Annotated in this window: 18 protein-coding genes and 1 pseudogene; 10 read left to right on the forward strand and 9 right to left on the reverse strand. The window is 72.7% G+C overall.

Annotation, left to right across the window (positions count from 1 at the left end):
- Positions 1-5: 5 nt before the first annotated feature.
- From AB0K05_RS08720 to AB0K05_RS08730, 3 genes are read right to left on the reverse strand one after another with little or no spacing between them, the layout of a single operon-like run.
- Positions 6-2,246 (reverse strand): xanthine dehydrogenase family protein molybdopterin-binding subunit, encoded by a 2,241-nt coding sequence (locus AB0K05_RS08720; protein WP_364227974.1) that lies wholly within the window; start codon positions 2,244-2,246, stop codon positions 6-8.
- Entirely contained in the window at positions 2,243-3,235 is a 993-nt protein-coding gene (locus tag AB0K05_RS08725; protein WP_364227977.1) for a xanthine dehydrogenase family protein subunit M, read from the reverse strand. The genes AB0K05_RS08720 and AB0K05_RS08725 overlap by 4 nt, the downstream gene beginning before the upstream one ends.
- Entirely contained in the window at positions 3,232-3,750 is a 519-nt protein-coding gene (locus tag AB0K05_RS08730) for a (2Fe-2S)-binding protein (protein ID WP_271279942.1), read from the reverse strand. The genes AB0K05_RS08725 and AB0K05_RS08730 overlap by 4 nt, the downstream gene beginning before the upstream one ends.
- Positions 3,751-3,919: 169 nt before the next feature.
- Between AB0K05_RS08730 and AB0K05_RS08735 the strand changes: the two genes are divergently transcribed.
- Positions 3,920-4,942 (forward strand): zinc-dependent alcohol dehydrogenase family protein, encoded by a 1,023-nt coding sequence (locus AB0K05_RS08735; protein WP_364227981.1) that lies wholly within the window; start codon positions 3,920-3,922, stop codon positions 4,940-4,942.
- Here AB0K05_RS08735 and AB0K05_RS08740 read toward each other — a convergent pair whose 3' ends face one another.
- Positions 4,943-5,575: a pyridoxamine 5'-phosphate oxidase family protein gene (locus AB0K05_RS08740; RefSeq protein ID WP_271279940.1), complete on the reverse strand. Its 633-nt coding sequence runs from the start codon at positions 5,573-5,575 to the stop codon at positions 4,943-4,945.
- A 223-nt stretch (positions 5,576-5,798) separates the two neighbouring features.
- Between AB0K05_RS08740 and AB0K05_RS08745 the strand changes: the two genes are divergently transcribed.
- The 3 genes from AB0K05_RS08745 to AB0K05_RS08755 all read left to right on the forward strand — a co-directional run bounded on the left by AB0K05_RS08745 (position 5,799) and on the right by AB0K05_RS08755 (position 8,170).
- Positions 5,799-6,812 (forward strand): TerC/Alx family metal homeostasis membrane protein, encoded by a 1,014-nt coding sequence (locus AB0K05_RS08745; RefSeq protein WP_148032189.1) that lies wholly within the window; start codon positions 5,799-5,801, stop codon positions 6,810-6,812.
- Positions 6,813-6,881: 69 nt separating this feature from the next.
- The gene (locus tag AB0K05_RS08750) at positions 6,882-7,145 is read left to right on the forward strand and encodes a hypothetical protein (protein ID WP_271279939.1); all 264 of its coding nucleotides are present in this window, start codon (positions 6,882-6,884) and stop codon (positions 7,143-7,145) included.
- On the forward strand, positions 7,142-8,170 hold the full coding sequence (locus tag AB0K05_RS08755; RefSeq protein ID WP_271279938.1) for a glycosyltransferase family 9 protein: 1,029 nt from the start codon (positions 7,142-7,144) through the stop codon (positions 8,168-8,170). The genes AB0K05_RS08750 and AB0K05_RS08755 overlap by 4 nt, the downstream gene beginning before the upstream one ends.
- Positions 8,171-8,186: 16 nt before the next feature.
- Here AB0K05_RS08755 and AB0K05_RS08760 read toward each other — a convergent pair whose 3' ends face one another.
- From AB0K05_RS08760 to AB0K05_RS08770, 3 genes and pseudogenes are all read right to left on the reverse strand, one after another.
- Positions 8,187-10,016, reverse strand: coding sequence for a S9 family peptidase (locus tag AB0K05_RS08760; protein ID WP_364227987.1), 1,830 nt, complete (start codon positions 10,014-10,016; stop codon positions 8,187-8,189).
- Positions 10,013-11,787 (reverse strand): annotated as a pseudogene (locus tag AB0K05_RS08765) (N-acetylglutaminylglutamine amidotransferase). Before AB0K05_RS08765 ends, AB0K05_RS08760 begins: the two are co-directional and overlap by 4 nt.
- Positions 11,788-11,799: 12 nt before the next feature.
- On the reverse strand, positions 11,800-12,948 hold the full coding sequence (locus tag AB0K05_RS08770; protein ID WP_271280007.1) for a glutamate--cysteine ligase: 1,149 nt from the start codon (positions 12,946-12,948) through the stop codon (positions 11,800-11,802).
- A 231-nt stretch (positions 12,949-13,179) separates the two neighbouring features.
- Between AB0K05_RS08770 and nhaA the strand changes: the two genes are divergently transcribed.
- The 6 genes from nhaA to AB0K05_RS08800 all read left to right on the forward strand — a co-directional run bounded on the left by nhaA (position 13,180) and on the right by AB0K05_RS08800 (position 20,960).
- Entirely contained in the window at positions 13,180-14,436 is a 1,257-nt protein-coding gene (nhaA, locus tag AB0K05_RS08775; RefSeq protein WP_271280008.1) for a Na+/H+ antiporter NhaA, read from the forward strand.
- Between the two features lie 54 nt (positions 14,437-14,490).
- Positions 14,491-15,642 carry a helix-turn-helix domain-containing protein gene (locus tag AB0K05_RS08780; protein ID WP_271280009.1) on the forward strand — a complete coding sequence of 384 codons (1,152 nt, stop codon included), beginning with the start codon at positions 14,491-14,493 and terminating at the stop codon, positions 15,640-15,642.
- Positions 15,643-15,717: 75 nt separating this feature from the next.
- Positions 15,718-16,029: a hypothetical protein gene (locus tag AB0K05_RS08785; protein ID WP_271280010.1), complete on the forward strand. Its 312-nt coding sequence runs from the start codon at positions 15,718-15,720 to the stop codon at positions 16,027-16,029.
- 198 nt (positions 16,030-16,227) lie between these two features.
- Positions 16,228-17,187 (forward strand): arabinan endo-1,5-alpha-L-arabinosidase, encoded by a 960-nt coding sequence (locus AB0K05_RS08790; RefSeq protein WP_364227993.1) that lies wholly within the window; start codon positions 16,228-16,230, stop codon positions 17,185-17,187.
- Between the two features lie 70 nt (positions 17,188-17,257).
- On the forward strand, positions 17,258-18,664 hold the full coding sequence (locus AB0K05_RS08795; protein ID WP_364227996.1) for a hypothetical protein: 1,407 nt from the start codon (positions 17,258-17,260) through the stop codon (positions 18,662-18,664).
- A 73-nt stretch (positions 18,665-18,737) separates the two neighbouring features.
- On the forward strand, positions 18,738-20,960 hold the full coding sequence (locus tag AB0K05_RS08800; RefSeq protein WP_271280013.1) for a hypothetical protein: 2,223 nt from the start codon (positions 18,738-18,740) through the stop codon (positions 20,958-20,960).
- 58 nt (positions 20,961-21,018) lie between these two features.
- Here AB0K05_RS08800 and AB0K05_RS08805 read toward each other — a convergent pair whose 3' ends face one another.
- Together AB0K05_RS08805 and AB0K05_RS08810 are read right to left on the reverse strand one after the other, a co-directional pair.
- Positions 21,019-21,969 carry an alpha/beta hydrolase gene (locus AB0K05_RS08805; protein ID WP_364228000.1) on the reverse strand — a complete coding sequence of 317 codons (951 nt, stop codon included), beginning with the start codon at positions 21,967-21,969 and terminating at the stop codon, positions 21,019-21,021.
- A 65-nt stretch (positions 21,970-22,034) separates the two neighbouring features.
- Complete coding sequence (locus AB0K05_RS08810; protein ID WP_148032178.1) at positions 22,035-23,672, reverse strand: NAD(P)/FAD-dependent oxidoreductase; 1,638 nt, start codon at positions 23,670-23,672, stop codon at positions 22,035-22,037.
- Between the last annotated feature and the right edge of the window lie 231 nt (positions 23,673-23,903).

Here is a 23,903-nt window from a genome sequence, read left to right on the forward strand (position 1 = left end):
GGCCGTCACCAGGCCGGGTCCATCACCGTCTCGGGCGCGATGGGCAGGCCGCGGACCCGGCGGCCGGTCGCGTGGAAGACGGCGTTGGCGATGGCGGCGGCCACCCCGACCTGACCGATCTCCCCGACCCCCTTGACGCCGAGCGGGCCGACGACCTCGTCGCGCACCTCGACGAGGTCGACCGTGACCTCGGGCGCGTCGGCGTTGACCGGCACGAGGTACTCGCCCAGGTTCGCCGCGGCCCAGCGGCCCGTGCGCGGGTCCGCGTGGTTGCCTTCCAGGAGAGCCTGGCCCAGGCCCCAGAGCATGCCGCCCAACAGCTGGCTGCGGGCCAGGAGCGGGTTGAGCACCCGTCCGGGCGCGAACGCGCCGCTCAGCCGGCGGACGCGGACGAGGCCGAACTCCGGGTCCACGGCGACCTCGGCGAACTGGGCGCCGAAGGTGAGCAGGCCGTGCGGCGTGTCCAGCGGCGGCGGACGCCACGTGCCCGTCGCCTCCGCGTCGGACAGGTGGTGGCGTTCGAGCAGCTCACGGTACGTGTCGGCGGCGCCGGGACGTTCGGCGGAGGACAGGCGCCCGGCGGCCACGGTCACCGACGCGGGGGCGACGCCGTGCAGCGGTGACGCCTCGTCACCCACCGCCAGCGCGACGAGCTGCTCGCGCAGCGCGGTGCCGGCGGCGTGGACGGCGGAGCTGACCATGCCCGCGCCGGTCGAGCCCACCGCCGCCGTGCTGTTGGGCAGATCGGTGTCGCCGGCCTGGACCTGCAGGTCGGCGAGGGTGACACCGAGCGCGTCCGCTCCGACCTGGGTGGCGATGGTGAGCACGCCGGTGCCGATCTCCTGCGTCGAGGTCTGCACGACCGCGCTGCCGTCGGCGAAGAGACGGGCCCGGGCGCGCTGGGGCGGCATGAACAACGCCACCGGGTACGCCGCGGCCGCCATCCCGGTGCCGATCAGCCAGTCTCCGTCGGACCGCGTGCGCGGGGCCGGGTCACGCCCGGACCAGCCGAATCGTTCGGCGCCGAGGCGGAGGCACTCCTCCAGCCCGCCGCTGGACCACGGGTTGCCGTGCGGGTCGGTCCGCGCGTGGTTGAGCAGCCGCAGGTCGAGCGGGTCGATCCCGAGCCGGTAGGCCAGCTCGTCCATCGTCGCCTCAAGGGTGAAGACGCCGAGGGTCTCACCGGGGCCCCGGGTGAAGGTCGGCGTCATGGTGTTGCCCCTGATGAGGCGGTGCACGCCGAGGTAGTCGCCGCACGCGTACAGCTGCGACGAGACGCCGGTCGCGGGCTCGGCCCAGTCGTCGAACGGCGAGGTGACCGACAGCTTCTCGTGCCGGATCGCGGTCAGCCGGCCGTCCCGGGTGGCGCCGAGCGCCATGCTCTGCTCCTGCTCCTCGCGGTGCCCCGTCGAGGTGAACATCTGCGGCCGGGTGAGCATCAGCTTCACCGGCCGGCCGACGTGCCGCGCGGCCATGGCGGTGAGCGTCGTGTGCGGCCACACCATCGCCTTGGAGCCGAACGCGCCGCCGACGAAGGACGTGATGACCCGGACGCGGGAGACGGGCAGGCCGAGCAGGTGGGCCACGGTCTGCTGGGTGGCCCGCACGCCCATGGTCGACTCGTACAACGTCAGGTCGTCGCCGTCCCAGACGGCGACCGTCGACGGCGCCTCAAGGGCGTTGTGGTGGTTGGCCGCCATCCGATAGCGGGCCTCCACCCGCACGTCGGCCCGGGCCAGGCCGGCTTCGGCGTCGCCGCGCTCCTCGCGCCCCGGCAGCAGCCCGCCGAACAGGCGCTCCGCCTCGTACGACCGGCCGCGCCCCTGCTCGATCGTGGCGGTCGCCTGGACGACGTCGTACGAGACGCGCACCAGCGAAGCCGCGTACCGGGCCTGCTCGTACGTCTCGGCGACGACCAGGGCCACCGGCTGTCCCGCGTAGTGCACGACGGTGTCCTGCATCGGGAAGAAGCTCTCGCCGGGCGCGGTCAGGCCCGCCAGCGACGGCAGCAGGCGCGGCGGCGCGGCGATCCTCGGCAGGTTCTCGTGGGTGAGCACCGCGAGGACGCCCTCCGCCGCGTGCGCCGCGGCGGTGTCCATCGCGGACACCCGGCCGGCGGCGACGGACGCGCCGACGATCGCGAGATGCGCCGCCCCCGGCGGCGAGATCTCCGCTGAATACCGCGCGGCGCCGGTCACCTTCGCCGGGCCGTCCACCCGCGTGACCGGCGTGCCGACCGTGGTCATGGCCGGGCTCCCCTCAGGCTGTGGGTCAGACCGCGCACCACCGCGCGGCGCGCGAGCTCGACCTTGAACGCGTTGTACCGGCGAGGCACGGCGGCGTCGAGTTCGAGCGCGGCGGCCCGCCGGAAGGCCGCCTCGTCCGCCGGGCCGCCGACGAGCGCCGCCTCCGCCCGCCTCGCCCGCCAGGGCTTCGTGCCGACCCCGCCCAGAGCGAGCCGGACGCCGGTGACGATCCCGTCCTCCGCCTCCACGGCCGCCGCGACCGAGACGAGGGCGAACTCGTACGACTGCCGGTCGCGGAACTTGAGGTAGACCGAGCCGCGGCCGAGCGGCTCGCCGGGAACGTCGATCCCGACGATCAGCTCGCCGTGCGCCAGCGGGTGCTCGACCTCGGGCGTGTCGCCGGGAAGAAGGAAGAAGTCGTCGGCCGCGATCGCGCGCTCGCCGCCGGGCCCCGCCGTCCGGATGACGGCGTCGAACGCCACCAGCGCGACGGCGACGTCCGACGGGTGGGTGGCGATGCAGCGCTCGCTGGTGCCGAGGATCGCGTGGCCCCGGTTCAGCCCGTCGAGCGCCGAGCAGCCCGTCCCCGGTTCGCGCTTGTTGCACGGCGAGACGCCGTCGCGCAGGTAGGGGCAGCGGGTGCGCTGGCAGAGGTTGCCCCCCATCGTCGCCATGTTCCGCAGCTGCTCGGAGGCGCCCAGCAGCAGCGCCCGGGAGATCGCCGGGAAGCGGCGGACGACGATCGGCGCCCGCGCGACGTCGGTCATGCGGGCGAGCGCGCCGATGCGCAGGCCGCCGCCGGGACGGTCCTCGACGGCCGTCAGCGGCAGGTCGTTGATGTCCACCAGGTGGCCGGAGCGGGAGACGCCCGCCCGGATCAGGTCCACCTCGTTGGTCCCGCCGGCCAGGAAGGCGCTCGCGGGACTCGCCGCCGCCAGGGCGATCGCGTCGCCGACGTCCCTGGCCCTGCTGTAGGTGAGCGGCCTCATGACGCGCCTCCCGCGCCGTCGCGGACCTGCCGGATGGCGGCGCGGATGTTCGGGTACGCCGCGCAGCGGCAGAGGTTGCCGCTCATGAACTCGGCGATGTCCTCGTCGGTGGCGGCGTTGCCCTCCTCGATGAGCTTGACCGCGGACATGATCTGTCCTGGGGTGCAGTAGCCGCACTGGAAGGCGTCGTTCTCGACGAAGGCCCGCTGCATCGGGTGCGGCCCGTCGTCGCCGGCGAGCCCTTCGATCGTGGTGATCTCGCGGCCCGCGGCGGTGACGGCCAGCATCAGGCAGGCGAGCACCCGCCGGCCGTCGGACCACACGGTGCAGGCCCCGCAGGTGCCCTGGTCGCAGCCCTTCTTGGTGCCGGTCAGGCCGAGGTGCTCGCGCAACGCGTCGAGCAGGCTCACGCGCGGCTCGACCTGGAGGACCCGGGGCCTGCCGTTGATCCTCAGCGACACCGGGACGCTCTCCGGCCCCTGGATGACGCGCGGGCGGCGATCGGTATCGGACATGGTCTTCCCTTCCCCTGGCCGCTGGCCTGTCCTTCCCTACCCGGCGAAGGTACGGAGGAGCTGAGGCGAGGGCTTGGGCCGGGTAAACCCGGGCGCCCCGCCCCGGCCTTCCCGTTTTCGGAAGCGGGGCGGGGGAAGCCTGACACCTACGTGGAAGAGGGGATTCACCATGCGTGGAGCAGTTCTGTACGCTCCGGGCGACGTCCGCGTCGAGGACCGTCCCGACCCGGTGATCGTCGAGCCCACCGACGCGATCATCCGGCTCTCGGCGACCTGCGTCTGCGGATCCGATCTGTGGCCCTACCGGGGGGTCGAGAAGCTCGACGGGGCGGCTCCCATGGGGCACGAGTACGTCGGCGTCGTGGAGGAGGTCGGCGGCCAGGTCACCACCATCAGGCCGGGTCAGTTCGTGGTCGGCTCGTTCTGGGCCTCCGACAACACCTGCGAGATCTGCCGGGCGGGCTACCAGAGCGGCTGCGTCCACCGGGTGCTCATGGGCTCGATCGGCACCCAGTCCGAGCTGGCGCGGATACCGCTCGCCGACGGCACGCTCGTCGCGACCCCCGGCATGCCGGACGCCGATCTGGTGCCGAGCCTGCTGGCCGCCTCCGACGTGCTGGGCACCGGCTGGTTCGGCGCCGTCGCCGCCGCGGCCGGGCCGGGCAAGACCGTCGTGGTCGTCGGTGACGGCGCCGTCGGATTGTGCGGGATCCTCGCGGCCGGGCAGCTCGGGGCCGAGCGGGTCATCGCGATGAGCCGGCACGCGCCCCGGCAGGAGCTGGCCCGCCGGTTCGGCGCCACGGACATCGTCACCGAACGCGGCGACGAAGGGGTGGCCCGGATCAAGGAGCTGACGGGCGGGCTCGGCGCGCACAGCGTCATCGAGGCGGTCGGCACCCAGGAGTCGATGACGCAGGCCATCCGCTCCACCCGCCCCGGCGGCCACGTCGGCTTCGTCGGCGTCTCCCACGACGTCGCGCTGCAGGGCGACGAGCTGTTCTTCTCACTCGTGCACCTGCACGGCGGGCCGGCGCCGGTGCGGCAGTATCTTCCCGAGCTGATCGGGCTGATCTGCGACAGGAAGATCGATCCCGGCCAGGTCTTCGACCTGACCCTGCCACTGGACCAGGCCGCGGAGGGCTACCGGGCGATGGACGAGCGCCGCGCGATCAAGGCACTCCTCCTGCCCTGACTACAGGTTGGTGCGGGCGTCCAGGGCGAGCCCTTCGTCGATCGCCTCCGCTGGAACGTCCCTGAGTCCCAGGTGGTCCTTGGCGATCTGCCCGAGGGTGGGCAGGCTGTCGCGGGCCGGCCAGGTCTCGGGCTTCCACAGCGACGACCGCAGGAACGCCTTCGCGCAGTGCATGTAGAGCTCCTCGACGTCCACGAGCACCGCCAGCCGGGGCCGCCTGCCCCGGGCCACCAGGTCGTCGAAGAACGGCGCGTCCGACACGAGGGTGGCGCGGCCGTTGACCCTCAGGGTCTCGTTCATCCCCGGCACGATGAACAGCAGCCCGACGTGGGGGTTGCGCAGCACGTTGCGGAAGCTGTCGACGCGGTGGTTGCCGGGCCGGTCGGCGAGCGCCAGGCGGTGGTCGTCGAGGACCAGCACCGACCCGGCCGGGTCGCCGCGCGGCGAGACGTCGCACGTCCCGTCGGGGTTCGAGGTCGCCAGCAGCACGAGCGGCGAGTGGGCGATGATCGCGCGGGCGTGCTCGTCGATCCGGCCGATGTCCTTGTCCCAGATGCCCTGCGACGGCTCCGGCACGATCTCCCGGAGCTCGGCCTCGGTCGTCACCGTACGGATCTCAGAAGCGTGATGCACCGCCTCAATATAGTGGTGGGCACGCCGCCCGCAGCCCCCGGCCTGTACGTGAGCATCCCCGGGTGGATCACCCTCCACGGATGCTTTACCGTGGAGGGCAACGAGGGGAGTACTTCCCAAGCGTCGAACCCGGTCAGTACGGACCTGTGGCGGGTCCCCGGGCGGCCGCCCGCGTCAAGCGGGTGAAGGAGACCTCGAACGGCTCAGCGTTCGAGGAGGATGCATGCCCGCCACGTCAGTCTTGGCTGCCGTCGAACTGCAGACGATCGCCTCACCCCAGCTGTGGGCGATCACCATCGCGGGGCTGGTCGCCCTGCTCGTGCTCGACTTCGTCGTCACGCGGCGCCCGCACGAGGTGCGGATGCGCGAGGCGGCCGGCTGGTCGATCTTCTACCTGGCCCTTCCCGTGGTGTTCGGGTTCGGCCTGTGGGCGTGGGCCGGCTCCACCGTGGCGGTGGAGTTCTTCACCGGCTACGTCGTGGAGAAGTCGCTGTCGGTGGACAACCTGTTCGTGTTCATGCTGCTGCTGGGCGCCTTCGCGGTGCCCGCCGCGCTGGCCCAGCGTGTCCTGCTCTACGGGATCATCGGGGCGCTGGTGCTGCGGGCCGTCTTCATCGCGCTCGGAGCCGCCGCCCTGCAGAGCGGCACGTGGGCGTTCCTGCTGTTCGGCGCGATCCTCGTGCTGACGGCCGGGAAGGTCTTCAAGGACGCGGCGAGCGGCAGGGAGCAGGAGGTCGACATCTCCTCCATCCGCTCGATCCGGCTGCTGCGCCGGTTCGTGCCGGTGACCGACGACTACCGGGGCTCGCGGCTCGTCGTCAGGGAGGCCGGGCGGTACGCGCTGACCCCGCTGGCGCTGGCCATCGTGGCGGTCTTCGCCACGGACATCGTGTTCGCCGTCGACTCCGTGCCCGCCGTCTACGGCGTCACCGAGGACCCGTTCCTGGTGTTCGCCACCAACGCCTTCGCCCTGCTCGGCCTGCGGGCGCTCTACTTCGTGCTGCAGGGAGCCCTCAGCAAGCTCCGCTACCTCAACCACGGGCTCGCCCTCATCCTGGCGTTCATCGGCGTCAAGCTCGTCCTGCACTGGGCGCACGGCATCTGGCCGCAGGTCCCCGAGATCCCGACCCTCGCCTCGCTGGGCGTCATCGTCACGGTCCTGCTCACCGTCACGCTCACCAGCGTGCGCGCCAACCAGCGCGACGAGCGCCGCGCCGGAGAACGCCCGGACCGGTGACCCGACGTATGCCCAGGTCAGCAGGGTTGTCCGGTTTGTCGCCCCGAAGGTGGGGGTAGCCCGGCAACCGTGCCCGACGCCCGCGACCTCGACGTGCTCGTCCCGACCAGGGACCGTCCCGTGCTGGTCACCCTGGCCGGCCTGGCGGCGCGGCGCGTGACCGGCGCCCGCGTGGTGATCTCCGACCGGTCGCGGGCGCCCGTCGCGCACGACCCGCCGGCGGAGTCCGCGTACGCGGACGTGGTGGCGCGGTTGCGGGTGAGGGAGCGGTACGGGGGAGCGGGCCGGGCCTACCGTCTGGAGCCGCCGACGACCGTCCTGGAACAGCCGTGAGCACGGTCGCCGGGGTGCGGCGGATCGCGGTGCTGCGCGCCAACGCGCTCGGCGACTTCCTGCTGGCGCTGCCCGGCGTCGAGGCGATCAGGAACGCCTACCCGGACGCCGAGCTCACGCTGCTCGCCCTGCCGTGGCACGCCGACTTCCTGGCCGGGCGGCCGGGCCCGGTGGACAAGGTGATCGCGCTCCCGCCGATCACCGGGGTGTCCACCTCCGAGGACGGCCACCGGGCGCCTGCCGGGCTGCTGGAGCGGCTGCGGGAGTCGCGCTTCGACCTGGCGGTGCAGATCCACGGCGGCGGGCGCTACTCCAACCCGTTCGTGCGGGCGCTCGGCGCGGGGACGACGGCCGGGCTCCGCGCCCCGGACGCGCCGCCGCTGGACCGATGGGTACGGTACATCCACTTCCAGCACGAGACGATGCGGTATCTGGAGGTCGCGGCACTGGTGGGCGGCCACACCAGCCTGACCGAGCCGCGCCTGACCGTGACGGCGCGCGACCGGGCGGAGCTGGGCGAGCTGCCGGAAGGGCTGGTCGCGATACATCCGGGGGCCAACGACCCGAGGCGGCGGTGGCCGCCGGAGCGCTTCGCCGCGGTGGCGGACCGGCTGGGCCGGCCGGTCGTGGTCACCGGGTCGCGGGCGGAGCGCGACCTGGTGGCCAGGGTGGCCGGGGCGATGCGGCGGCCACCGGCCGCGGTCGCCGGGGAGCTGAGCGTGGGCGGGCTGGCCGCGCTGTACGAGCGGTGCGATCTGCTGGTGGCCAACGACACCGGGCCACGCCACCTGGCGGCCGCGGTGGGGACGGCGACGGTGGCGGTCTACTGGTGCGGCAACCTGATCAACGCCGGCCCGCTCTCCCGCCACCGCCACCGGCCGCTGGTGTCGTGGACGCCCGCCTGCCCGGTCTGCGGCGCGGGCGGGCTCGACCCGCACGCCGGTCGGTGCGCGCACGAGGTGTCATGGGTGACCGACGTGCCGGTGGACGCGGTCGCGGAGGAGGCCGGGGACCTGCTGAAGTGACCCCGCGGTCCGGCGGTCACCCGGCTCCGTGGATGTGCAGGCGGTTCGTCAGCCAGTCCACCACCTTGGTCACGAAGCTGATCCGGTTGCCGATCCGCCGGATCTCGTGGCCCTCGTCCTCGAAGAAGAGGTGGTCGCACGGCACGCCGCGGGCCGTGGCCGCGTCGACGACCTGTTCGGCCTCGTACAGCGGCACGTTGGTGTCGTGCGCCCCGTGCACGACCAGCAGCGGGGCGGCCAGCCGGTCGAACGCGCGCAGCGGCGACAGGGCGCGCAGCAGCTCGCGGTCGGTCTCCGGGTGTCCGTACTCGCTGATCGCGGCCGCGGCGATCCACGGCTCGCTGCGGGCGTAGAACGTCTCGAAGTCGGCGATGCCGCTCACGGTCACGCCCGCGCGGAAGAGCCCCGGATGGGTGACGAGCGCGGCCAGCGTCAGATAGCCGCCGTAGGACCAGCCCATGCAGGCGATCCGGTCCCGCGCGGCGGCGCCGGTGCGCACCAGTTCGGCCACGCAGTCGGCCACGTCGTCGACGGCGCGGAAGCGCAGCTCGCGGTCGTCCGCCTGCCGGAAGGCGCGCCCGTATCCGCCGGAGCCGCGCACGTTCGGGGCGAGCACGCCGATCCCGGCGGCCAGCAGGTTCTGGTAGAGGGGGTTGAACGTGGGACGCTCCTGGTCCTCGGGGCCGCCGTGCAGGAACACCAGGAACGGAGCCGGCCCCAGCACGTGCGGCGGCCGGTAGAGCCAGGCGGCCAGGACGAGGCCGTCGCGGGCGGGGAAGCGCACCAGCTCCGCACCCGCCGCCGTGGCCAGCCGGCCGGCGCCCGCGACCCGCCGGTAGCCGCCCCGGTCCAGGTCGCACAGCAGCACGTGCGAGGGGTCGCCGGGGCTCTCCGCGGCGAGGACGGCCAGGGTGCCGTCCCAGCTGATCCTGGCGGAGGTCACCACGTCGGCGGGCGGCGGCGGCAGCGGCCTGGGCTGCTCGGTCCCCAGCTCCAGCACGTCCAGCCCGGAGCGGCCGTGCTCGTTCCACACCAGCAGCGCGCGGCGCCCGTCCGCGCTCAGCGCGAACCGGTCCAGCTCGGCGTCCGGCCGCTCGGCCAGCACGACCGCGTCCGCGCCCTGCCGCACCGCCAGCAGCGCGGCCCGGTCGCGGCCGGCGTCGGAGACCACGTACGCGGTGCGGCCGTCGGGGGAGAGGGCGCCGGCGTCGGTGGATCCCGGCAGTCCGGGCAGCAGCGGCCGCTCCCCGCTCGGCAGGTGCGCGCCCAGCGCCTCGGCGACGAGGGTCGCCACGTACATGTGCCGCCGTCCGCGCGGGCCCCGCCGCAGCAGCATCGTGGCGTGGTCGCGGCTGATGGCCGCCGGCCACATCAACCGGCCCGCGGCGATGACCTGACGCCCGCCCGTGGCGGCGTCGGCCAGCACGGCGTGGGTGTGGCCGGCGGCCGACGTCTCGGCGACCAGCACCTCCTCGCCCCGCCCCGTCCATCGGACCAGCGCGGCCGACCCTCCGGCGGGCGCGGAGAGCAGGCGCAGGTCGCCGCCGTGCGGCCGCACCGTCCAGACCTGGGCGTGCTCGCCGCCGCCCGGAGCCAGCAGCACGGCCAGCCGGGCACCGGTCGGCGCCCAGCTCACGTCGACGGCGGGCTGCGGCCCGGTGTCCACGACCCACGCCTCGGCGTCCTCGCCGACCGGCTGGATCCACACCCGGGGAGAGCCGTCCCTGTCGCTGACGAAGGCGACGGCGCTGTCGTCCGGGGCCAGGGCGGGCGCCAGGCAGCTCCACGCGGTCAGGCTGGCGGCCGACGGCAGGTGCGACAGGCCGCCGATGATCTCCGGCGTCATCCGAGGTGGGCCTGCAGCCACAGTTCCAGCAGGCCGAGCTGCCACAGCGTATTCACCCCTGTCGCCGCCCTGTCGCGGCCGGGGTCGGCGAGCAGCCGGTCGACGTAGTCCCGCCGGAACAGGCCGCGGTCGCGGGCGGCCCGGCTGGTGAGCGCGTCGCGGACGAGGTCGAGGAGCCGCCCTTCGACGTGCCGGATCGCCGGCACCGGGAAGTAGCCCTTGGGCCGGTCGACGACCTCGGCGGGCAGCATCCGGCGGGCGGCGTCCTTGAGCACGCCCTTGCCGCCGCCGGCCAGCTTGAGCTCGGCCGGGCAGGCCGCGGCCAGCTCGACCAGCTCGTGGTCGAGGAACGGCGTGCGCGCCTCCAGGCCGTGCGCCATCGTCATGTTGTCGAGCCGCTTGACCGGGTCGTCGACCATCATGGCGGTGGTCTCCAGGCGCAGCACGGCGTCCAGCGCGGTGTCCGCGCCCGGCCTGGCGAGGTGGGCGCGGACGAGGTCGCCGCTGACGTCGGAGCCCAGCAGGTGATCGGGCGCGAGGATACGCGCCAGGTCGTGGTGCGGGCGGTCCCTGAACGCCTCCAGGTACGTGTCCGCGGCCCGCTCGCGCGGCACCCCGGCCAGCGGCGGGAACCAGTCGTAGCCGGCGAACACCTCGTCGGCGCCCTGGCCCGACTGCACGACTTGACGTGCCCGGCGACCTCCCGCGACAGCAGGTGGAAGGCGACGCAGTCGTGGCTGACCATCGGCTCGCTCATCGCGTGCACCGCCTGCTCCACCCCCTGCGCCAGGCGGGAGTCCGGGACGCGGATGCGGTGGTGGTCGGTGCCGAAGCGCCGGGCCACCAGGTCGGAGTAGGCGAACTCGTCGCCCTGCTCGCCGCCGGCCGGCTCGAACCCGATGCTGAACGTGGCCAGCTCCCGCTGCCCCTGCTCGGCCAGCAGCGCCACGATCAGGCTGGAGTCCAGCCCGCCGGACAGCAGCACGCCCACCGGCACGTCGGCGACCATGCGCCTGCGCACCGCCGTGCGCAGCGCGTCGAGGACGGCACGGCGCCACTCGCCGTCGTCCGCCGGCGCCGCCGGGCGCCGGTGGCGGGGCTCCCAGTAGCGGTGCTCGGTGCTCGTGCCGTCCGCCTCGATCACCCGTACGGTGGCCGCGGGCAGCTTGCGGACCCCGGCCAGGATGGTGCGCTCGCCGGGCACCAGCGAGTGGAAGGTCATGTAGTGGTGCAGGGCGACCGGGTCGATGCCGGTGTCCACCCCGCCGGCGGCCAGCAGGGCGGGCAGCGACGAGGCGAACCGCAGCCGCCGGCCGTCCTCGGACAGATACAGGGGCTTGATGCCGAGCCGGTCGCGGCCCAGGGTGAGCCTGCCGCCGCCGCGTTCGGCGACCGCGAACGCGAACATGCCGGTGAAGTGGTCCACGCATCCGGCGCCCCACCGGTGGAACGCCTTCACCAGCACCTCGGTGTCGGAGCCGGACTGGAAGCGGTAGCCCGCGCGGCGCAGCTCGGCGCGCAGCTCCCGATAGTTGTAGAGGCAGCCGTTGAACACCGCAGCCAGGCCCAGCTCGGCGTCGACCATGGGCTGGGCCGCCTTCTCCGACAGGTCGATGATCTTCAAGCGGCGGTGGCCGAGCGCGATGGGCCCGTGCGACCACAGGCCGGAGCCGTCGGGCCCGCGGTCGCGCATGGCCTCGGTCATCCGGCCCACGGCGCCGAGGTCCGCCTCCGCGTCGTCGAAGCGGATCTCACCACTCAGCCCGCACATCGTCCCTCCCTTTCAGGACGCCGCGGACCGGTACGGCGGGGAGTCGCCGAGGGGCCGGTTCCACTCGCAGGCCCGGGTCTCGGCCAGCAGCAGGTCCACGACGTCGGCCAGCCGCCCCCGGCGGGCGAACGCCTGGCGCTGGCGCGCCGCCGAGCTGCCCCGCGCCAGCGCCTCCCGCGTCAGCCCGGAGACGAGCTCCCAGTCCGCCGACTCCTCCAGCTGCGGCCGCAGGCCCTCGACCAGGCGCCGGATCACGACGGGCGCGGCCCGCGGCACGCCTCCCACCGGGTCGATGAGCTCGCCCTCCAGCCCGGACCGCGCCGCCTGCCACGTCGCCGCTCGCACCGCTTCCAGGTGCACCTCGCGCTCCACGCCCTGGCGCACCGCCTCCAGCTCCCTGGCCACCAGCGCCCGGAACAGTCCCGCGATCAGCACGATGTCCTCAAGCCGGGGGCAGGAGTCGCAGATCCGCAGCTCGACCGTGGGCACATGCTGCGAAGGCCGGATGTCGTAGTAGATCATCCCGGGATCGCTGATGACCCCCGACCGGATGAGCTCCTTGATCATCTCCTTGTACTCGGCGGCGGAGTCGTACTTCGCGATGGGACCGGCGGTGGGCCAGCGCCGCCACACCAGGCTGCGGTAGCTGGCGTATCCGGTGTCGTCGCCGTCCCAGTAGGGCGAGCTGGCCGACAGCGCCAGCAGCGGCGGCAGCCACGGCGTCAGCCGGTGCGCGACGGTGACGGCCAGGTCCGGATCGTCCACTTCCGCGTGTACGTGGGTGCCGCAGATCAGCTGCTCACGGGTGAGCTGCTGGTAGTCGCTGAGCATCTGCTCGTAGCGGGGGTCCGGGGAGACCTTCAGCTCGTGCATGTCCACCAGCGGAGGGCTGCCCGCCGCGCTGATCCCCAGGCCCGCCTCGTCGGCCAGCCCGATCAGCCGCCCCCGCAGGTCGCCCAGGTCCCGCGCCAGGTCGTCCAGCCGCAGGAAGGGCGAGCTGTTGGACTCCACCATCGAACGCTGCAGCTCGTGGGTGAAGCGATCGGGCGGCAACTGCTCCAGCAGCAGATCGGCGTGCCCGGTCAGGCGCCGGGTGTCCAGGGAGACCACATGGAACTCCTCCTCGACCCCCACCCGGATCGATCCCGCGTCACCCGCCACCAGTACCTCCTTCGTGCCCGTATGACATGCCCCCTCCCCTGAAAAAGGCCTTCCTCACGTGGGATCGATCACTGTGCGCGGTCCGCGTCCGGGCGGTGTTCCGCCGGGTCCTCCGCGACTTTGCCGGTCGTCGGCAACGTTCGCGCCGGGAGACTGCGGGGCGCCGTCGTTGTCCGCCGTCATGCCCGTACACCAGCCTTGATGTGAAAACCGTTTCCCATCTGGAGGGCCATGACCGACGCCGGACGCCGCCATCTCTTCGGCCGCGGCTCGTGGGCGGAAGCCCGCCGCATCGCCGACATCCTGCGCAAGGAGACCATCGGAGGAGCTCTCCTGCTGGGCGGCGCGGCGCTGGCCCTGATCTGGGCGAACTCGCCCTGGTCGGGGGTGTACGAGGCGATCCGCGGCTTCACCGTCGGCCCCGCCTCCCTGCATCTGCGCCTCGACCTGGCGACCTGGGCGGCCGACGGGCTGCTTGCCGTCTTCTTCTTCGTCGCCGGGCTCGAACTGAAACGGGAGTTCGTCGCGGGCGACCTGCGCCAGGTGAGGCGGGCCGCGGTGCCGGTCGCGGCGGCCTTCGGCGGGGTCGTCGTCCCCGCCGCGGTCTACCTGCTGGCCACCAGGAACGTCGACGGAGCCGCGGCCGGGTGGGCGATCCCCACGGCCACCGACATCGCCTTCGCGCTGGCGGTGCTCGCGGTCCTCGGCACGTTCCTGCCCCCGGCGCTGCGGACCTTCCTGCTCACCCTGGCCGTGGTCGACGACCTGATGGCCATCGTCATCATCGCCGTCTTCTACACCGGTGACCTGGCGCCGGTCCCGTTGCTCGCGGCCCTGGTCCCGCTGGCGGTCTTCGCGGTGCTGGTACGGCGCGGGGTCCGCTCCTGGTGGCTGCTGCTGCCCCTGGCGTTCGCGGTCTGGGCGCTGGTGCACGCCTCCGGGGTCCACGCCACGGTCGCGGGCGTGCTCCTCGCCTTCGCGGTGCCCGTCGTCCGCGGCGAAGGCCGGGGGCCGGCCGAGCACTTCGAGCGCCGCTTCCGGCCGCTGTCGGCGGGGGTGGCGGTGCCGCTGTTCGCGTTCCTGTCGGCCGGTGTGCACCTCGGCGGGCTGAACGGCCTCGCGACCGCGCTCACCGACCCGGTCGCCGTGGGAGTCGTCGCCGGCCTCGTCGCCGGCAAGCCGATCGGGATCATGGCCGCCACCTGGCTGGTGGCCCGGTTCACCCGCGCCCAGCTCGACGAAGGGCTGAGCTGGCTCGACGTGCTGGGCCTGTCGATCCTGGCCGGGATCGGCTTCACGGTGTCGCTGCTCATTGGCGAGCTGGCCTTCGGGGCCGGCGGCGACCACGTCAAGCTGGCGGTGCTGGCAGGCTCGGTCACCGCCGCCCTGCTGGCCGCGGTGATCCTGCGCCTGCGCAACCGGGCCTACCGGCGCATCCACGAAGCCGACGACCGCGACGCCGCGCGCCAGGTTGGAACGCTACAGTGACGCTTGCCGGACCTCGGCAATCCAGAGCGCGGGCCTTCGGGGGAGAGCCGCACCGTGACCGTACCCGAATTCGACCTCGAGGAGATCGCCGCACGCGCGAGCGCCGACGCGGGCGGCGTGCCCGCCCGCTGGCTGGGCGAGTACCTGCCGCTGCTGGCCCAGGTGAGCAGGACCCAGGGGCATCTCGACGGCGCGGCGCTGGCGCGCATGCGCGAGTGCGGTGAGACGGCGGCACGCGACGGCATCCCGCTGCGCGCCGTCATCGACGTCCACCTGAGCGCCACCTGGCTGGCCTGGCCGACGCTGCCGGGGATCGTCGGCGCGCGGCGGGCGCAGGAGCTGCGGTCCGCGGGGGAGGCGATCTTCCGGGCCGCCGACCGGTCGGCCGGCGCGCTGGTCGAGGGGTACGAGGGAGCCCAGCGGCTGGAGATCCGCCGGGAGGAGGCCGTACGCCGGGAGTTCGTCGACGACCTGCTCCAGGGGCGCGGGGACCTCGGCACGGTGGTCGAACGCGCGGGGCGCTTCGGGCTGCGCCTGGCGGCCGCCCACCTCGTCTGCGTCGCCGAGGCCGGCCGCCCCTTCCACGACGGCGGCCCCGTCGCCCGCCATGTCGAGGCCGCGATGGACGTACGGGACGTGCTGATCGCCACCAAGGACGGCCTGCTGGTGTGCGTGGCCCCCGGTCACGCGGACGGCGTGAGCGAGGCGTTCGCCGCGCGCGTGCGGCAGGCGCTGGGCGGGGAGGAGTCGCTGCGCGTCGGGGTCGGCCGCGCGCACGAGGGGCCCGGCGGGGTGGTGCGCTCCTTCGATGAGGCGCGCAGCGTGGTGGAGTTCGGCCGCCTCCTGGAGCTGGAGCAGGAGGTGCTGTACGCGTCCGAGCTGCTCGTCCTTCAGGTGCTGCTGCGGGACAGGGCGGCGATCGCCGAGCTCGTCGAGGCCGTGCTCGGCCCGTTGCGGGCCGCCAGAGGAGGGCCCGCCACCCTGCTGGAAACGCTGTTCGCCTACTTCGCCAGCGGCGCCGTCGCCACCGCGACGGCGAGCCGCCTGCACGTGGGCGTCCGCACGGTGACCTACCGCCTCGGCCGGATCCAGCGACTCACCGGCTACGACCTCGGCCAGCCCATCCAGCGGCACGCCCTGGAGACGGCCACCCTGGGCGCCCGCCTCCTGGGCTGGCCCGGCGCGCAGTCCTCTCCTGGAACGTAGCCTGGGAGGGTGATCCTCGAATTCTTTCTCGGGTTACTGGGCGCGATCTTAGGCAGCCCCCCACATCGGTGGACGATGCCACGCGCGAGGTCGAACGCCGACGGGTCGGTGACCGTTCCCGGCGCCGTCCACGGCTTCACCTCGATCGACCGTGAGAACGGCTGGATCGGCGGCTGGCTGACGATCTCGGACGAGAAGGTGGTCCACACCATCGACAGGGAGGTCAAGGTCCTCCGCAGGACCGTCCCGCTGGAGGGGACCACCTTCGAGATCCGGGCGAAACCGGACGCGCAATACGTGACCATCGCCCTCACCACGGCCGACGGCCGGGACTTCAAGATCAACTTCGACCGGTTCTACGACCAGGCGCTCGCCCGGTTCGGGTGAGTCGGTGCCGCGCGGCCGGGTTCTGTGTGGCGCACGGTCTCCGGCGACGCTGTTAGCGTTATCACTGCGTGTCCGCATGAAAGTACGCCGACTGCCACCGCCAGTCAAGGGCGTTGACCGTTGTCATGTTTCGTGTCTATATTCCCCTCGACCCCTGGCGCACGGTCTCCTCCACCCCCCACCAGGAGAGGACCCATCGTGCGCCCAGCCATCACCGTCATGGCGGCCGTCGTCACCCTGCTGCTCAACACCACTCCCGCGCTGGCCTACCCGCCGCCCGGCCAGGTCGCCGGTGACACGGTCGTGCACGACCCGACGATGATCCGCACCCCGTTCGGCTACGTCCTGTACTCCACCCACGGCCACCTGGAGGCCCGCACCTCCGCCGACGGGGTCACGTTCACCCGCGCCGGCGACGCGTTCGACACGCCGCCCGCCTGGTGGAGCACGTACTCGGCCGAGAACGACCCCTGGGCCCCCGACATCTCCCATGAACGCGGGAAATACCTGATGTACTACGCCGTCTCCAGCTTCGGCAGCAACCACTCGGCCATCGGCCTGGCCACCAGCCGCACCGGCCGCCCGGGAAGCTGGACCGACCGCGGCATCGTGTACGCCACGGAGCTCGGCATGGACCACAACGCCATCGACCCCAACCTGCTCGTCGACCGCGAGGGCCGCTGGTGGCTGAGCTTCGGCTCGTACTGGACCGGCGTCCGCATGATCCGCCTCGACCCCCGTACCGGACTGCGGCACGAGAAGGACCGCACCCTGTACCACCTCGCCACCCGCCCCGACGCGCCGTACGCGGTCGAGGCGCCGGACATCGTCGAGCGCGGCGGCTACTACTACCTGTTCGCCTCCTACGACCGCTGCTGCGCGGGCCTGGACAGCACGTACAAGATCAAGGTCGGCCGCTCGACCAGCCCGACCGGCCCGTACACCGGCCGCGACGGGCAGCCGATGATGACCGGCGGCGGCACCCTGCTGCTGGAGACCCACGGCCGCTTCGTCGGCCCCGGCGGCCAGAGCGTCATGCGCGACCGCGGCCGCGACGTGCTCGTCTACCACTACTACGACGGCGACGACGGCGGCACACCCAAGCTCGGGCTCAACCGGCTCGCCTGGGACGCCGACGGCTGGCCGCACGTGAGCTGACGATTTACCGTCGGCATACCGGTGGTCACTAGGCTGACGGCCCTCCATCGTCTGATCTTGAAGGACCCCCGTGACCCGTCTGGCGCTCGTGACCCTCGCCGCCCTCCTGCCGGCGCTCATCCCCGGCGTCGTCCACGCCGACGTCCCCGGTGTGCGGGGGACGGAAGGCAACCTCATCAGGGAGGAGGCGCCACGGGACGACGGGATCAGGCACATGGACACCAAGGCGATGATCGCGGCCCTGAAGGCTCTCGACGCGAACACGTACGTCTATCCGATGGCCGGTGACAACGTGCACTGGGAGGACCTGCGCGAGGAGTTCCTGCCGGCCGCCGCCGACGCCGGGATCAAGGTGTGGGTGATGGTGTACTCGCCGAGCCAGCAGGGCTGCTGCGTCTCCCGTCCGTTCAAGCACGACTACGTGGCCTGGTCCCGCGAGCTCGCCACCCTCTCCAAGACTCACCCGAACCTGGCCGGCTGGACCGTGGACGACTACGCCTACGACATCGGGAAGACCTTCACCCTCGCGTACGTCCGCCAGATGAGGGACGCCGCCAAGGCGGTCAACCCGGCGTTCACGTTCAACCCGACCGTCTACTACAAGCAGTTCACCGACGACTTCATCGCCCAGCAGATCCCGCTCCTGGACGGCGTGATCTTCCCGTTCAGGGACTCGCCGCACCGCGACACCTCCTGGTCGTGGAGCCTGTCCTACCAGGTCAAGCAGCTCGCCCAGCGCCTTCCCGGCACCGACGTCTACGTGATGCCGTACGCGCACCCGCTGAGCCACGCCGCGCAGAAGCCCACGGTGTCCTACGTCGAGACGATCACGAAGCAGGCGCTCGACCTCGTCCGCGCGGGAGAGGCCGCGGGCGTCATCCAGTACAAGCTCCCGCTCATGCCCCGCGACGCCAACTGGACGCGCCCCGCGACCGACGACCTCTCCCGCACCGGCGACGGACGGTTGAGCTTCGTCGTCGAGTCCGGCACTCCGACCAAGGCCGGGATGTGGTGTGGCGCCGAGCGCACGGTCCAGCTGACGCCCGGAGCGACCAAGCGCACGGTCACCTTCTACCACCGGGACGGCCGCGGCTCCGAGAGCCCGGCCGGCTACCACAAGAAGCAGCTTCTCGTGGACGGGAAACTGGTGTGGCAGCGGGACGTCACCGCCGACGCCAAGAACACGTGGACCAAGGCCACGATCGACCTGACGGACCAGCTGGCCGGGCGGACGAGCGCGAAGCTCCAGTGGCGGCTGTTCGAGCTCAAGGGCGTGACGAACTACTTCGTCGACGTGAGCGTGGACGACATCGCGCTGACCGGCATCCAGCTGAGCGACCCCGGCGTCGAGAACGCCGCCACCTGGACGTCCGGCCTGTCACGTAACGGCGGCCCGGTCTACTGCTCCGCCCAGGTCTACCACCGGGACTACGGCGCCGACCTGCGCGAGCGCCTCGCCGGGCTGTACGGCGGCTAGCCTGCGCCCGGGACGCGGAGATCGTTTACCGCTAGGTTGGCCTCATGGCCATGTCTGCGATCGCGTACCCGTCGTGACGTCCTTCGGCGAGGCCGCCCTGCTGCGGGCCTGCCGGGCCGGCCAGGTCGTGCGGGCGTCACGCGGGGAAGAGCTCGTCGTCGACGCCGATCTCGTGCGCAAGGTGTGCCGGCGGGACCCGGCGGAGATCGACCCCCGCGGCCTGGTGATCGAGGGGGCCAGGATCACGGGCGGGCTCGACCTGACGGGGATGGCGGTCACCTTCCCGCTCCGTTTCGTCAGGTGCGTGTTCGACGAGCCCCTCGACCTGGACGGCGCCGACCTCCACCTGCTGGCGCTCGACGGCTGCGCGGTCCCCGGCCTGCTGGCCAACGGCCTGCGCGTACGGCGGGACCTGGATTTGTCCAGGTCCCGCATCACCGGCGACCTCCGGACTCCCGCCAGCACCTCGTCAACCGCGGCCGTCTGGCTGTGCGAGTCGGAGATCGGCGGGCGCCTGCTCTGCCTGGACACGCTCATCGAGTCCGAGGGCCGGGCGATCCAGGCGGATCGCATCAGGGTCGGCGGGACGATCCGGCTGCTGCACCGGTTCGAGGCGCGCGGCGCGCTGCGGCTGATCGGCGCGCGGGTCGAGGGGTCGCTGGACCTGACCGGCGCCAGCCTCACCCGCCCCCAGCAGGACCTGGCGCTGGACCTGGGGGACGCCGAGATCGGCGGCAGCGTGTTCCTCATCGACGACCAGACCGGCAGGCGCCCGCTGGTCCGCGGCCGGATCGATCTCGGCAACACCCGCATCTCCGGACATGTCCTGATCCGTAATGCCACCATCGACCCCACAGGCCCGGTGACCGGCGTCAACTACACCAGCGGCCGCAGCACCGGCACCGCCATCAGCGCCCCCGGACTCGTCGTCGGCGGACCCCTCGGCATCGAGGGCGAGTGCAGGATCAGCGGCGGCGTGGACCTGAGCATGGGATCCTTCAGCACCATCCAGATCAGCCGCGAGAGCGTCTTCACCGTCCCCGGCGGCCGCGCCCTCGACCTGACCAACGCCGAGCTGCGGTCGAGACTCCTCATCGAGGAGGGCGCGACCGTCGAGGGCACGCTCCGCCTGGCCGGCGCCCACATCCGGGGCGACCTCACGTTGCGGGGCACCCGCTGGAGCCACCCGGAGGAGACCTCCGTCATCTCCGCCCAGGGCGCCGTGATCGACGGCATGGTCAACATGCGGGAGGTGAAGACCGAGGGAGGCCGGCTCGGCTTCCGCGCCGCGACGGTCGGCGGCGTGGTCAACGTCCGCAACGCCCGCTTACACAACCCCGGCGGCCAGGCGCTCTCCCTCGAACAGGCCCTCATCCGGGGCCCGATCCTGCTCAGCGCCGGCTTCACCGCGGACGGCGAGGTCGTGCTCAACCGGTGCGCCGCGGAAGGCCGGCTCGACTGCGACGACGGCACCTTCACCGCCGGCATCAAGGCCGTGTCGGCCACCACGCGCGAGGGCATGCGCCTGCGCTGGGCCGAAGTGCCGCCGCACGTCGACCTGACCGGCGCGGCCACCACGGTCCTCGCCGACGACGTGACCCGGTGGCCGTCCGACACGGCGATCTCCGGCTTCGTCTACGACCGCTTCGACGACGCCTGGGACTGGCGGCAGCGCCGCGACTGGCTCCGGTCCATGACCTCGTACGACGCGAGCCCGTACGAGCAGGCGGCCCGGGTCTTCCGCCAGCACGGCCGCCCGGTCGAAGCCGAGCACCTGCTCATGGAACTGCGCCGCCGGGCGCCCCGGCGCGGCTGGATCAGGGACACCATCGACGCCCTCTACGGCCTCACCGTCGGCTACGGCTACCGCCCCGGACGCGTGCTCTGGCTGCTCGGCGCCCTGCTCGTCCTCGTCTACGCCATGCTGCTCACCCCCGTCGTGCAGGAGACCCTGCGCGCCACCGACCCGCGCGGCAACGTGTACGCGGCGGACGGCCGCCTGGTCACCGTCGAGGCGGCGACCCCGGAGGACGACAGCACCGTCACCGTGTCCCGCCGGGATCCCCGGCCAGGTCCGTGCGGTGACGGCCAGGTGCGCTGCTTCGACCCGCTCTTCTACACCGTCGACACCGTCGTCCCGCTCCTGTCGCTGGGCCAGCGGGCGACGTGGTACCCGGAGACGCGCACCGGCGGCGGCTCGCTGGTGTCGGGGCTGCTCAACGTGGCCGGCCTGCTGGGATGGCTGCTGTCCACGGTGGTCGTGCTCTCCTTCGCCAGGCTGGCCAGGCCGGCGTGACGATCGACACAACCGGCGCCGTGGGCGGGAGCCCCGCCCACCGCGCCGGAGCTGTCACTCAGGCCAGGGCCCGCTTGAGCGCCTCGATGCGCCGGGCCCAGATCCGCAGGGATAGCGGGGCCTCGGCGGCGAACGTCTCGGAGGCGTGGTAGCTGCCCGGGTTGACGTGCAGTTCGGTCGGGACGCCCGCCTGCATGAGTCGCTGTGCGAAGGCGATGTCCTCGTCCCGGAAGAGATCGACGGTGCCGACGTCGATGTAGGCCGGCGGGAGGCCGGTCAGGTCCTCGGCGCGTGTCGGGGCGGCGTACTGGTCGGCGTCCTTGCCGCCGAGGTACCAGGCCCAGGCTTCGATGTTGCCCGCCCGGTCCCAGATGCCGATGTCGGTGATCTCGTGGCTGGACGGCGTCTCGTTCCGGTCGTCGATCATCGGGTAGATCGGCATCATGAAGGAGATCGCGGGTCCGCCGCGGTCGCGTGCCAGCAGCGCCGTGCCGATGGTCAGCCCGCCGCCGGCGCTGGCGCCGTAGATCGCCAGCCGTTCCGGGTCGATGCCCAGGTCGGCGGCGTTCTTCGCGGTCCACGCCAGGCCGGCGTAGCAGTCCTCGACCGGGGCGGGATGGGGGTGCTCGGGGGCGAGGCGGTACTCGACGGAGACCACGACGGCGCCGACCTGGTCGCAGATCATCGTCGCGTTGGCGTCCTCACCGGCGACGTCGCCGAGGATCATGCCACCGCCATGGATGTAGTAGATGCCGGGCAGGGTACCGGACGCGTTGACCGGCCGGTAGATCCGCACGGTGATGTCGGGTTCCCCGTCGGGGCCGGGGACGGTCCGGTCCTCCTTGGTGACGTTCGGGTTGTCCGGCACCTCGATCGCGCTCATCATGCCCTGGACGGCGGCTCGGCGCTGGACGATGTCGGGGATGGCGTTGAAGCCGCCGGGCATCATGCCGAGCAGCGCGTCCAGGGGGATGCGGCTTTCCGGGTCTATCAGGTCACGACGGGACATCGAGCCCTCCATGGGGGTCATGAATCCGGTGGTCTGGAGTGGGTGTTCTTGTGGTCCCGGCGGGCTCAGACGGAGAGGGCGAAGCCCTTGTAGCCCTGGGCGGCGATCTCGTCACACGTCTTGCGGTACTCGCCGACACCGCCGGCGTAGGGCATGAAGACCTGCGGCTTGCCGGGCACGTTGGCCCCCATGTACCAGGAGTTCGCCTTGGGGTAGAGGGTGGCGTCGGCGATCAGGTTGACATGGTCCACCCAGGCGTCCTCGGCTTCCTGGGTGGGCTCGATCGTGGTGAGGCCCTGGTGGTCGAGATACGCGATCGCGTCGGTCACCCAGTCGACGTGCTGCTCGATCGAGACGACCATGTTCGAGAGCACCGACGGGCTGCCCGGACCGGTGATCATGAACAGGTTCGGGTAGCCCGCGGAACTGATCCCCAGGTACGTGCGAGGGCCGGCGCTCCAGGCCTCGTCGAGCGGCGCCCCGCCCCTGCCCCGGATGTCGACGCTCGTCAGCGCGCCCGTCATCGCGTCGAACCCTGTCGCGTAGACGATCACGTCGAACTCGTACGCCTGGTCCGAGGTGCGGATGCCCCTCTCGGTGATCTCCACGATGGGGGTGCGCCGCAGGTTGACCAGGTGCACGTTCTCCCGGTTGTACGTCTCGTAGTAGCCGGTGTCCAGACAGGGGCGCTTGGTCCCGACGGGATATTCGGGACACAGGTCCGCGGCGGTCCGCGGGTCCTCGACGATCTGGTGGATCTTGCGGTGGATGAACCGCTTGGCCGTGTCGTTGGCCGCCTGGTCGATGCTGAGATCGGCGTACGCGGTCAGCAGGTTGACCAGGCTGCCGCTCTCCCAGGCCCGCTCGAAGGTGGCGTCGCGCTCCTCGTCGGAGACCTCCAGGGCGGACTTCGTCGGGATCGGCGTGGGGACACCGAATCCCGACTCCTTCTGGGCCTGGCGGAACGTCCGGTAGTTCGCCTTCATGGCGGCGATCTCGTCCGGGCGCAGGCTGCGGTTGCGCGCCGGGAGGCTGTAGGCGGGGGTGCGCTGGAAGACGGTGAGCTGCGCGGCCTGCTCGGCGATGACGGGGATCGACTGCACGCCGGAGGACCCCGTACCGATGATCCCGACCCGCAGCCCGGTGAAGTCCACGCCCTCATGCGGCCAGTGCGCGGTGTGGTAGGTGGCGCCCGCGAAGCGGTCGAGCCCGGGGATCTCCGGCAGCTTCGAGGCCGACAGGCAGCCGGTGGCCATGACGAGGAAGCGGGCGGTGACGGCGTCCCCGTGCTCGGTTCGCACCCGCCAGGTCCGGCCCTGCTCGTCGTACGCGGCGGCGTTCACGCGTGTCCGGAAGAAGATGTCCCGGCGCAGGTCGAACCGGTCGGCGACGTGCCGCGCGTACCGCAGGATCTCCGGCTGGGTCGGGTAGCGCTCCTGCCACTCGTACTCCTGCTCGAGGTCCTCCGAGAACGAGTACGAGTACGCCAGGCTCTCCACGTCCACCCGGGCACCGGGATAGCGGTTCCAGTACCAGGTGCCGCCGACGTCGGTGCCCGCTTCGAAGGCGACCGCGGACAGGTTCATCTCCCGGAGCTTGTGCAGCAGGTACATGCCCGAGAAGCCCGCGCCCACGACGACGACGTCGACGGAGGAGGGCACGGCGCGCGAGGCGGGCTGAGAGTCAGAGGGGGGTGCGGACATGCGTCCTCCTGGGGGGTGGTGGAAGTGATGCCTCGACAGGTGCCGGGCGGATGCCGTGTCCACGGGGGCCGCCCGGCCATGAGGGTGCTCGTCATCGCCCCGCGGTCACGGAGTGATGAGCTCAGGAGGGTGGATCCGGGGGAGGAGGCGGCGGGCCCTGGTGTGGCGCGGCCGCTTCGGTGAACGAGCTGGCCCCTGTTCGCGCGGCACGCGGTGCCGCGAGCGGGGAGG

Source organism: Nonomuraea sp. NPDC049486 (genome assembly GCF_040676925.1).
In the GTDB taxonomy this organism is placed as follows: domain Bacteria; phylum Actinomycetota; class Actinomycetes; order Streptosporangiales; family Streptosporangiaceae; genus Nonomuraea; species Nonomuraea ferruginea.